Annotated in this window: 5 protein-coding genes; 2 read left to right on the forward strand and 3 right to left on the reverse strand. The window is 60.3% G+C overall.

The window, feature by feature from the left end; genetic code table 11:
• The first annotated feature begins 110 nt into the window (after positions 1–110).
• Positions 111–3,416: a DEAD/DEAH box helicase gene (locus tag E4P00_RS01690; RefSeq protein ID WP_248130548.1), complete on the forward strand. Its 3,306-nt coding sequence runs from the start codon at positions 111–113 to the stop codon at positions 3,414–3,416.
• 101 nt (positions 3,417–3,517) lie between these two features.
• Here the strand turns inward: E4P00_RS01690 and E4P00_RS01695 are convergent, their stop codons facing one another.
• Genes E4P00_RS01695 through mfd form a run of 3 tightly spaced genes read right to left on the reverse strand, consistent with a single transcriptional unit; the run spans position 3,518 to position 10,245 of the window.
• A complete protein-coding gene (locus E4P00_RS01695) occupies positions 3,518–6,208 on the reverse strand; it encodes a DEAD/DEAH box helicase (protein WP_248130549.1) in 2,691 nt (896 codons plus the stop codon).
• Between the two features lie 9 nt (positions 6,209–6,217).
• Positions 6,218–6,784 (reverse strand): CsiV family protein, encoded by a 567-nt coding sequence (locus E4P00_RS01700; protein WP_248130550.1) that lies wholly within the window; start codon positions 6,782–6,784, stop codon positions 6,218–6,220.
• An 11-nt stretch (positions 6,785–6,795) separates the two neighbouring features.
• Positions 6,796–10,245 carry a transcription-repair coupling factor gene (gene mfd / locus E4P00_RS01705; RefSeq protein ID WP_148852349.1) on the reverse strand — a complete coding sequence of 1,150 codons (3,450 nt, stop codon included), beginning with the start codon at positions 10,243–10,245 and terminating at the stop codon, positions 6,796–6,798.
• Between the two features lie 340 nt (positions 10,246–10,585).
• Here mfd and E4P00_RS01710 point away from each other — a divergent pair, with 340 nt between their 5' ends.
• Entirely contained in the window at positions 10,586–12,049 is a 1,464-nt protein-coding gene (locus tag E4P00_RS01710; protein WP_032803369.1) for a glyceraldehyde-3-phosphate dehydrogenase, read from the forward strand.
• The last annotated feature ends 62 nt before the right edge of the window (positions 12,050–12,111 follow it).

The raw sequence follows: 12,111 nt of genomic DNA on the forward strand, positions 1-12,111 counted from the left end.
AAGAAGCTTGGTGTAAGAAGCGTCTGGATATGGCTGTAGCTATCTCTTACCGCCTTGTAGGAGTCGCCCTGCTTTAAATCTCGTTGCTGACCGCTGTAGAGTTCTGCTCCATGAATGACCTGATTGCACGTATCGTCGAGTTGGATTGGCAGGAATACTTTGACCCTCGCTCGCTGGAGCGTGGCTTTGAGTATGCTGGCGAAAATCGTCTTGAGATAAAAGAATTCGGACAGGACAGACTGATTGCACAGTGCAAGGGGTCTGGCCGGAATGTCTATAGCCTGGCGATTACCCTGGAGGGGGCAACATCCCGTTGGACGGGCCTCAGGTGCGTCTGTTCTTGCCCGGTGGCGATCAATTGCAAGCACGCCGCTGCAACCTTGTTTACGTTGACCGCGCTGTATGACGAGCTGAACGAACCGAAAAAGCAGGTGGCCGACCGTCTGAGTCCGCAGCTCGAAAGCTGGCTTGAGAGTATTCCTGAGCCCACCCAGGTGGGTGAGGTTCAGCCCAAGAATACCGGTACCTGTTTGCTGTATCAGATCACTCCCGAGGTTTATTCCAGTGGCTGGTTATTGGACGTGTACCGGGCGCGCGTGACGAAAAAAGGTGACTACAGCGATATCAGGCCGCTGTACTCGATGGATGAGACATTGCGGCGCGCCCCTGGTTATATGCATGAGCTGGATACGCGTATTGGTCGACTGCTGATGTTGGGCCGCTCTTATGGGAGTTATGGCAGCAGCTTTCAGCTGGCGGGCGAGATGGGGGCTGAAATTCTCCAATTGGCGTTGAAAACCCAGCGCCTGTTTCTTGAGGTGGGCCCAAGACTGGCGCTTAACCCTGGCCCGGCCCGCACCGCTCGTTTCGATTGGGCTGTGATGCCCGATGGCAATTACATTCCCAGTTGGATCAGTGACGGGCTCGAGTTGGACGACGTGTTGCCCCTCAAACCGCTTCATTATCTTGACCTCGATAACATGGCAATCGGGGTGGTTGAGCACGGGCTGGATGAGAATCTGGCCATGCATCTGTGCAACTTGCCGATGATTCCTGCTGATCAAGTCGCGTTATTCAGTCATCGCATCAGCGCGGCGTCCAAGGTGATTCCGCCGCCGCGCAAGCTGACCGAGCGTGTAGTCGATACGTTGGAGCCTCAAGGGTGCCTTACCTTGGGAAGCGACGAGTCCTACGTGTACAGCCAGACCGACTATCGGCGGGTGATCACCCTGGAACACCGCGCTGCCTTGGCTTTCCGTTACAACACCAGCCAGGTCAGCGGCAAGGGCACTGAGGACATCCTGTTTCTCAACGGCACCGAAACCCAGCACATTCAACGCAAGCCGGCGGCTGAAAAAGCCCTGCGCAAGACGCTCACAAAAATCGGCTTCAAAACGGTCAATCGTAAAACCCGTGCGCTGCCTGCCAGTGCAGGAGAGATGTTCGATCTACCCAATGATGAAGCCTGGCTGGCGTTTGTTGAGAGCGGGCTGTCGGTTTTGCGTGAGGCAGGGTGGGACGTCGTCATCCATCCGGGGTTTTATTACGATGTGGAGGCTGTAGACGGCTGGTACGCGGACATCGAAGAGTCGCCCGGCCACGAGTGGTTTGACCTTGAGCTGGGCATTGAGGTCAACGGCGAGCGTCACAGTCTGCTGCCAATCGTATTAGACTTGATGCGTCGTCAACCCAAACTGCTTGACGCCGCCTACATGGCCGAGCGTGATGATCAGGAGCGCGTGTTGGTCAGTCTGGGCGCCCGAACTCATACCAAAGTCGCGCTGCCCTACGGTCGTATCAAACCCCTGATGGCGACCCTCGGCGAACTCTACCTGCGTGCACCGGAAGGCGATGCACTGCGGCTGAGTGCGCCGGATGCGGCACGGCTCAGTAACCTGGATGCACTACCCTTGGTCTGGCAGGGCGGCAAGCGACTGCGTGATTTCGCCAAGCGCCTTAAAGACTCCATTCACGTTCATGTGCCGGCTCCTCGGGGCCTGAACGCGGAACTGCGCGGCTATCAGCTCGAAGGGCTGAACTGGATGCAAACACTGCGCGAGCTGGAAGTCGGCGGGATCCTGGGTGACGACATGGGGCTTGGCAAAACCCTGCAGGCGCTCGCACATTTGCTCTGCGAAAAGCAGTCTGGCCGTTTACAGGCGCCTGCACTGGCGGTAATGCCCACCAGCTTGATCCCGAACTGGATGGACGAAGCTGCGCGTTTTACGCCACAGCTCAAAGTCCTGGCACTGCACGGTGCGCAGCGTCAGGCTGACTTCATGCGCTTGACCGATTACGACCTGGTACTCACCACCTATGCACTGTTGCCGCGGGACCTCGAAGTCCTGCAGCCTCAGCGCTGGAGCGTGCTGATCCTGGACGAAGCGCAAAACATCAAGAACCCCAACAGCAAAGCGGCCCAGGCTGCTCGTCAGTTGGAGGCCGGTCAGCGTTTATGCTTGAGCGGTACGCCTTTGGAAAACCACTTGGGTGAGCTGTGGTCGCTGTTCCACTTCCTGTTACCGGGTTGGTTGGGCGACAGCAAAACCTTTAATCGTGATTACCGTACGCCCATCGAGAAACACGGTAATGCGCAGCGTATGCAGCACCTCAGCGCACGTATCAAACCGTTCCTGTTGCGACGTAAAAAGGAGCAGGTCGCGACGGAATTACCGCCCAAGTCCGAAATCGTCCACTGGGTCGAGCTGAGCGACGCACAGCGGGATGTCTACGAAACGGTACGCGTGGCGATGGACAAGAAGGTGCGCGACGAAATCAGTCGGCATGGCGTGGCCCGTAGCCAAATCATCATTCTCGAAGCACTGCTCAAACTGCGCCAGGTGTGCTGTGACTTGCGCCTGGTCAAATCTGCGCCGGTGACTAAAGCTGTCAAGGCCGGCACTGGCAAGTTGGGCAGCCTGATGGAGATGCTGGAAGAGTTACTCAGCGAGGGGCGGCGGATTTTGTTGTTCTCGCAATTCACCTCGATGCTGGCGTTGATTGAAGAAGAGCTCAAGCAGCGTGGGCTTGAGTATTCGATCCTGACGGGAGACACCCTTGACCGACGTACGCCAGTGAAGAACTTCCAGGACGGCAAGACACCGTTGTTCCTGATCAGCCTGAAAGCGGGCGGTACGGGCTTGAACCTGACGGCGGCCGATACGGTGATTCATTACGACCCGTGGTGGAACCCGGCAGTGGAGAACCAGGCGACGGACCGTGCCTATCGCATCGGGCAGGATAAGCCGGTGTTTGTGTACAAGATGATTGCCCGGGGCACGGTGGAAGAGAAGATCCAGGCGTTGCAGTTGGAAAAGGCGGCCTTGGCTGATGGTGTGTTGGAAGGGGGCGCCAGTGCCGGTTGGAAGCTGGAGCAGCGGGATATTGAGGCGCTGTTTGCTCCTTTGCCTGGCTGAGGACCGCGTCGCGGCCATCGCAGGCAAGCCAGCTCCCACATTTTGATGTGTGAATACATTCAAGTGTGGGAGCTGGCTTGCCTGCGATAGCGATCTAACAGTCAGCGCTTCTCTTGCTTATTAGGCAGTGGTGCGAAGAGCGCCTCGATATCCTCATTACCCAACTGCCAATCCCCCGTGGTCCGCCCATCCAGCACGCCCGCCGCCAAGTCGGATTTCTCCTTCTGCAGGTGCTGGATTTTCTCCTCCACCGTGCCTCGGGCAATCATCTTGTACACGAACACCGGTTTTTCCTGCCCGATGCGATACGCACGGTCGGTGGCCTGGTTTTCCGTGGCCGGGTTCCACCACGGGTCGTAGTGAATCACCGTGTCGGCTTCGGTCAGGTTCAAACCCACGCCACCGGCCTTCAAGCTGATCAAAAAGATCTGCAACTTGCCGCTCTGGAAATCCTTCACCGGTGTACGTCGGTCACGGGTCTGGCCGGTCAGCAATGCGTAGGCAATCCCGCGTTTTTTCAGTTCGATTTCGATCAGGCTCAGCATCGAAGTGAACTGCGAGAACAGCAGAATCCTGCGACCTTCGGCAAACAGCTCGTCAAGCATGTCCATCAGGCTGTCGAGCTTGCCCGAGCTGCTGCCACGCGCCGGCAGAGTGGCGTCGTTGACCAGGCGCAGGTCGCAGCACACTTGTCGCAGTTTGAGCAGCGCTTCAAGGATGATGATCTGGCTGCGGGCCACGCCCTTGCGGGTGATTTCGTCGCGGACTTTTTTATCCATGGCCAGACGCATGGTTTCGTACACGTCGCGCTGGGCCTCGTTGAGGTCGACCCAGTGGATGATCTCAGTCTTGGGTGGCAGTTCGGTCGCCACCTGTTCCTTGGTGCGGCGCAGCAGGAACGGTTTGATTCGACCGTTGAGGTGCTGCAAGCGCACTTCACTGGCGCGTTTTTCAATCGGCACGCGGTAATCACGGTTGAAGCTCTTCACGTCGCCCAGCCAACCCGGCAACAGGAAGTGGAACAGCGACCACAGTTCACCCAAGTGGTTTTCCAATGGCGTGCCGCTCAGGCACAGGCGCTGGCGGGCATTCAGCTCGCGTGCGGCCTGGGCGGCCTTGCTGGACGGGTTCTTGATGTACTGCGCTTCATCCAGGATCAATACATGCAAGGGCAGGGCGGCGAGCGTGTCGATGTCCTTGGGCAGCAGGGCATAGGTGGTCAGCAGCAGGTCGTAGTCGTGCAGGTTGGCGAAGTGTTTCTTGCGCCCTGCGCCGTACAGCGCCTGCACCCGCAGTTGCGGGGTGAAGTGCGCTGCTTCGTCGAGCCAGTTCGGAATCAGGCTGGTGGGCATCACGACCATGCAGGGCCGATCAAGGCGCCCGGCGATTTTCTCGGTGAGAATATGCGCCAGGGTTTGCAGGGTTTTGCCCAGGCCCATGTCGTCCGCGAGAATCCCGCCCACTTCCAACTGGCGCAGTGACTGCATCCAGCTCAAGCCTTCCAGTTGATAGGGGCGCAAGGTTGCGTTCAGGCCCTCGGGCGCCACGCAGGTGAAGTCCTTGATGTCCCGCAGGCGTTGGGCGAAGTTGCGGATCTTCTCGCCACCCTCCCATTGCAACGGCAGGTCTTCCAGCGGGTTGAGCCTGATCGCGTCGGCCTTGGCCAGGCGCAACGTCGTGGTGCCGGTTTCTTGCAGGTAGAACTCGCCGAGAGTCGCCAGCACCGGCTTCAAGCGCCCGTAGGGCAACGCCACTTGCAGCGGGCCGTGGCCGTTGGGCAGCCCGGGAATATTCACCAGGATCAGTTCATCATCGCGGCGCCTTGCGAGTTTTTCCGGGTTGAGGATCTCGGTGTGGGAGCGCATCAGGTTCAGCAATATCGGCAGCAGGCTCAACCGTTCGCCATTGACGATGATGCCCAACTCCAGGTCGAACCAGTCACGCTCCGGCGCTTCATCGACGCTGGCGTACCAGTCGTCCACCGGGCTCAGGTCGAAACCGAAGTCTTCATCGATTTGCAGCTCCCAGCCCTCGGCCCGCAGCGTGGGCGATGAGTTGAGCGTGAAGTTCAGCCAGGCGCTGTCATTGACCATCTCGAACAGCTCGCCGGCGCTTTCAGGCAAGGCCTTGCTTTGGCGCGTAGCGATCTTGAAACCCAGCAGACGCAGCTGTTCGCGACAGGCTTGTTCCAGCTCGGGGTGGCGCTTGATTCGCAGGCTTTGGGTGTCCTGGCGCACGATGATATCGGCGTTCTTTTGCCCACTGGCGTAATTGCCCAGGTAGTTGAACGACAGTGCCGCACGGTGCTGGATATAGCGCTGCATCTTGCCGTTGCGCGGTTCGAACGCGCTGAACTCGACGCTGGCCAGCCACAGGCGTGGCACGGGCCGCACATCCTCCATGACCACCTGCGGCAGGACCACGCGGTTATCCAGCACGGCCTGGAGTTTTTCCAGCAGTTGCGCATCCTGGGTCGCCGCCGGATAGGCCAGGGTTTCCTGGACCTTGAGCAACACCGCCGCGATGTGTTTGCAGTTGGTGTGCACCGGGCAGGTACAGCGGCTATCCACCAGGATCAGCAGGCCCTTGGCCGACTCACGCAACGAGATGGTTTGCCGATAGACGTTACCGCCGGAGCCTTCGCAACTGGCGGTAATGGTGCTATCACCGCACTCGACGATGCGCACGCGATTTTCCAGTGCGTAACGCCGCCCGCGCTCCAGGCTCTGCTCTTTGAAGCGATTGGCCCACGAAGGGGCCAGGGGTTTGGTCAGAGGCGAAGTGAGGGGCATGGCGCTGGATCAGTCCTGCATGTCGGGCGGTGGTGCGCTGGGCGGCTTGGCGGTCAGCGAGGTGATCTTGATCAGCAACGCCAGGTGGCCGCCGTCCAGGTAATTAAGCTGGTTGTTCTTGGTGCGTACGTCTTTCTGCGCCAGGTGTTCACTGGCGATCACGCTGCCGTTGCCGTCGAACTGGTTGATCCAGAAGTCGGCATCGATGTCGGTGAAACGACCCAGTTGCAGGCTCAGCACGCCTTCGATAGGGAACTGGCCGAATTGCTCCTGGCCGTCGGTGATCGCGATCCTCACCGGCTGCTCGCCCAGGTTCTGTTCCCAGGCCTTGTGCGCGAGCACGGTGTAGTTGGAGTCGGCGCGCAATTTTTCGACGATGTTGCCCAGGCGCGGCGGGCTCAGCCGCTCGCCCAGGCGCTGGGCGCCGCCGTCCCAGTTCTCCGGGGCGGCGCGGCTGTTGATCACCGGCTCGGCATTCTGGCGCACCAGGATCATTTCCACCTGGTACGGGCTGTCGGCAAATGCCGAAGGCGTGAGTACCACCAACAACAGGCTCAGAATGCGGAACAAGCGCATGGCGGCGTCCTTCAAGCGGATTTCGGGATGAGGCGCTCAAACAGCGCCTCCAGGGTATTGAAGCGTTCTTCGGCACGTTCCATCGGCACCATGAACTTGAACAGCGTAGCCCCTTCGAACTTGTAGCGGTTGGGCTGGCCCTGGATCAGCTTGATCAGTACCAACGGGTCGACCGGCGTCTGCGCTTCGAATTCGATACGCCCACCTTGCGGCCCGGCGTCGACCTTCTTGATCCCCAACTGCTCGGCCTGCAACTTGAGCAGGGTCAGGCGCACCAGGTTCTTGGTCGGTTCGGGCAGCAGGCCGAAGCGGTCGATCATCTCTACTTGCAGGTCCTTGAGGCCCTCTTCGTCGGTGGCCGAGGCGATGCGCTTGTAGAGGATCAGTCGCGCATGAACATCCGGCAGGTAGTCTTCGGGAATCAATGCCGGCAAGCGCAGGTTGATCTCCGGGCCGCCGCCCAGGGGTTGATCGAGGTTCGGTTGTTCGCCCTTGCGGATGGCTTTCACTGCGCGTTCGAGCATCTCCATATATAGCGTGAAGCCGACCGCCTGGATCTGCCCGCTCTGGCCGTCCCCCAGCAGTTCGCCGGCGCCACGGATTTCCAGGTCGTTGGTGGCCAGCACAAAGCCGGCGCCGAGGTCCTGGGTGTTGGCGATGGCTTCCAGGCGCTTTTCCGCGTCGCTGGTAATTTGCTGGCGCGGCGGTGTAAGCAGGTAGGCGTAGGCCTGGTGGTGACTGCGCCCGACACGGCCGCGCAGTTGGTGCAGCTGCGCCAGGCCGAACTTGTCGGCGCGCTCGATGATGATGGTGTTGGCGCTGGGCACGTCGATGCCGGTCTCGATGATGGTCGAGGCGATCAGCACGTTGAAGCGCTTGTGGTAGAAGTCGCTCATTACCTGTTCGAGTTCGCGCTCGCGCATCTGCCCGTGGCCGATGGCGATACGGGCTTCCGGCACCAGCTCGGCGAGGTCGGCGGCGCATTTCTCGATGGTCTTCACATCGTTGTGCAGGTAATACACCTGGCCGCCGCGCAGCAGTTCACGCAGCAGTGCTTCCTTGACCGTGCTCTTGTTCTGCTCCATCACGAAAGTGCGCACCGACAGGCGGCGCGCCGGTGGCGTAGCGATGATCGACAGGTCGCGCATACCCGATACGGCCATGTTCAGCGTGCGCGGAATCGGCGTAGCGGTGAGGGTAAGGATGTCGACTTCGCTGCGCAGGGCCTTGAGCTGTTCTTTCTGGCGCACGCCAAAGCGGTGCTCTTCGTCGATGATCACCAGGCCCAGGTTCTTGATCTTCACATCGTCCGACAGCAGTTTGTGGGTGCCGATGACGATATCGATCTTGCCCTCGGCCAGGTCGGCAACGGCGGCATTCACTTCCTTGGCGGACTTGAAGCGGCTCATCACCTCCACGGTCACTGGCCAGTCGGCAAAGCGGTCGCGGAAGCTGTTGTAGTGCTGCTGGGCGAGCAGGGTAGTCGGCACCAGGATCGCCACCTGGCGACCGCCGTGCACTGCAATAAAGGCAGCGCGCATGGCCACTTCAGTTTTGCCGAAGCCCACGTCGCCACACACCAGGCGGTCCATCGGCTTGGGCGCGAGCATGTCGGCGCGCACCGCCTCGATGGTGGTTTGCTGGTCCGGAGTTTCTTCGAAGGCGAAGCCGGCACTGAAGGTGGCGTAGTCGGCTTTCGGGTCAGCGAACGCGTAACCTTCGCGGGCGGCACGGCGGGCATAGATGTCGAGCAATTCTGCGGCCACGTCGCGAACCTGTTCGGCGGCCTTGCGCTTGGCTTTCTGCCAGGTCTCGGAGCCCAGGCGATGCAACGGTGCCAAAGCGTCGTCGCTACCGGTGTAACGGGCGATCAGGTGCAGGCTGGCCACCGGCACGTAGAGCTTGGCGCCCTCGGCGTATTCCATGGTGAGGAATTCGGCGGCCTGGTTGTCGATCTCCAGTGTCTGCAAGCCCAGGTAGCGGCCTACACCATGGTCGATATGCACCACCGGCGCGCCTTCGCGCAGCTCGGTGAGGTTCTTGATCACTGCGTCATTGTTGGCGTCTGCGCGTTTTTCCCGGCGACGGCGTTGCATCACGCGCTGGCCGAAAAGCGGGCTCTCGGCGATCAGTGCGAGGGCCGGGTCGTCCAGCAACAAGCCTTCGTCCAAGGGGGCGATGGTGATCGCCAGGCGCTCTTTGCTATTTACAAAATCCGGCCAGCTGTCGACGGTCTTGGGCCGCAGTTTCAAGCGTTCCAACAGCTCCAGCAGCACTTCGCGGCGCCCGGCGGACTCGGCGGTAAACAGCACGCGGCCAGGGAAGTCACCGAGGAAGTTGGACAGCGCTTCCAACGGTTGCGTGGCTTTGGCCTGGATCGCCAGGTCGGGCAGGGTTCCCGCGGGGAAGCGTTCCCGACCACTGCCGGCGTCTACATCTTGTTGGCTGGCGACCACGCGCGGCCAGTTTTTCAAGCGGGCGAAGCAGTCTTCTACGGGAAGGAACAATTCGGCGGGCGGCAATAAAGGCCGGGACGGATCGACGCGGCGCTCTTCATAGCGGTTGCGCACGTCGTTCCAGAAGTTTTCCGCCGCCTGCTCGATGCCTGGCAGCGAGAACACCTGGGTGTCCTGGGGCAGGTAGTCGAAGAGGGTGGAGGTTTCGTCGAAGAACAATGGCAGGTAGTACTCGATACCCGCTGGGGTAATCCCGCTGCTTAAGTCCTGGAAGATTGGGCAGCGACGGAAATCCACGTCAAAGCGCTCACGAAAGCGCGCCTTGAAACGGGTGACCGCGTCTTTTTGCAGCGGGAACTCCCGCGCCGGCAGCAGCTTGATCGAGTCGACCTTGTCGATGGAGCGCTGGTTTTCCGGATCAAAGGTGCGCAAGGTCTCGATTTCGTCATCGAACAGGTCGATGCGATACGGCAACTTGCTGCCCATCGGGAACAGGTCGATCAGGGCGCCGCGCACTGCGAACTCACCGTGCTCGTACACCGTGTCGACGCAGCGGTAGCCGCTGGCTTCCAGGCGCGTGCGCATCTGTTCTACGTCGAGCTTCTGGCCGATATCCAGCACCAGGCTGCTGCCGAGCAGGAATTTGGTCGGCGCCAGGCGGTGCAGGGCCGTGGTGATCGGCACCACCAGCACACCGTGGGCCAGTTCCGGCAAGCGGTACAGGCTGGCGATGCGCTGGGAGATGATGTCCTGGTGCGGCGAGAACAGGTCGTAGGGCAGGGTTTCCCAGTCGGGAAAATGCAGCACCGGCAAATCCGGGGCGAAGAAGCTCAGCTCCTGCTCCAGCCGTTCGGCACTTTGGCTGTCGGCGGTAAGCAGCAGGGTAAAGCGCTTGGCTGCGCTGGCAGCCTCGGCAATGGCCAGGCTCAGGGCGGCACCGGGCAGGTTGCCCCAGTGCTGTTTACCTGCCGCGGCAGGGAGAAGCGGTAGACGCAGAACGGGCACGGAAGGTTGAGCTCCAAGCGTTGCGACAAAGTCGGTAATTGTAACGGCCCCAGGTGCCGCCTGTCAGTTGCTGACTGTGCCTATTACGGTTTGTAGGAAATGTAGTGGCTAAGACAAACAATGACCGGTTTTGACTCAATATGTAGTGCCAAAATGCGCGAATGTTTAGGAGTGTTACGGACAAGTCGGCGATGGTGCTGGACTAGTGGCCTTCTGGAACCCGCGTATTTACTGGGCTGTAGCGCGGAGGTATTTTTTTGCAAGGGCTTTTTGTTGCCCCTCGCGCATTGCTCAACGGCCAGTCGGGCGACATAATGTAGCCCCTTTTTTCTGCCCCTACATGTGGAAGGTTCCCGTGACTCAGAAGCCCGACCAGTGTCTTGGTGAATGGATCGACCGTGAAGCACTCGCAGAAGCGATGATTCCGCTTATCGGCCAGCTGTACCGCAATAACAATGTGGTGAGCTCGATCTATGGCCGCAGCCTGATCAACCAGTCTGTCATCGCGATTCTCAAAGCTCACCGCTTTGCGCGCCATCGCTCCGCCGACGACAGCGAACTCTCCGTCCACGAAACATTCCCACTGCTTAAAGCCATGAGCGAGCTCAAGCTCGGCGCGGCCTCGGTAGACCTGGGCAAGTTGGCCTACAAATTCCGCAAGGAAGGCGCCGGCCGCAGTGCCGAGCAGTTCGTGCGTGAAGAAATGGCCGATGTGGTTGGCCAGCAAAACGCTGCCGCCCGCAAAGGCACCGACGTGGTGCTGTACGGCTTCGGCCGTATCGGCCGCCTGCTGGCGCGCATCCTGATCGAGAAAACCGGTGGCGGCGACGGCCTGCGCCTGCGTGCCATCGTGGTGCGCAAAGGCGCCGAGAACGACCTGACCAAGCGCGCCAGCCTGCTGCGTCGCGATTCGGTACACGGCTCGTTCAACGGCACCATCACCATTGACGAAGAAAACAACACCATTACCGCCAACGGTAACCTGATCCAGGTGATCTACGCGAAGAACCCGACCGAGGTGGATTACACCCAGTACGGCATCCAGGACGCCCTGCTGGTGGACAACACCGGCGTATGGCGTGATGCCGAGGGCCTGGGCCAGCACCTGGCTTGCCCGGGTATCGACCGTGTCGTGTTGACCGCGCCTGGCAAAGGCAAGCTCAAGAACATCGTGCACGGCATCAACCACGCTGAAATCACCGCTGACGACAAGATCGTGTCCGCCGCTTCCTGCACCACCAACGCCATCGTGCCGGTGCTCAAAGCTGTGAATGACAAGTTCGGTATCGTCAACGGCCACGTTGAAACCGTTCACTCGTACACCAACGACCAGAACCTGATCGACAACTTCCACAAGGGCGATCGCCGTGGTCGTAGCGCCGCGTTGAACATGGTGATCACCGAGACCGGTGCTGCCACCGCCGCCGCCAAGGCCCTGCCTGAGCTGGCCGGCAAGCTGACCGGGAACGCGATCCGTGTACCGACGCCGAACGTGTCGATGGCCATTCTCAACCTCAACCTTGAGAAAGCCGCCACCCGCGAAGAGATGAACGAGTACCTGCGCTACATGGCGCTGCACTCCGATCTGCACAAGCAGATCGACTTCGTCAACTCGCAGGAAGTGGTCTCCACCGACTTCGTTGGCTCGCGCCACGCCGGTGTGGTGGACGCTGAAGCGACCATCACCCAGGACAACCGTGTTGTGCTGTACGTGTGGTACGACAACGAGTTTGGCTACAGCTGCCAGGTGGTTCGCGTGATGGAAGACATGGCTGGGGTCAACCCGCCTGCGTTCCCGCGCTAAGCCTTTGGGCTGAATGAGAAAGCCCCGACTGGTTCGGGGCTTTTTTATGGCTGTGGGTTTTG

Source organism: Pseudomonas sp. B329, assembly GCF_023127835.1.
Classification (GTDB): domain Bacteria; phylum Pseudomonadota; class Gammaproteobacteria; order Pseudomonadales; family Pseudomonadaceae; genus Aquipseudomonas; species Aquipseudomonas synxantha_A.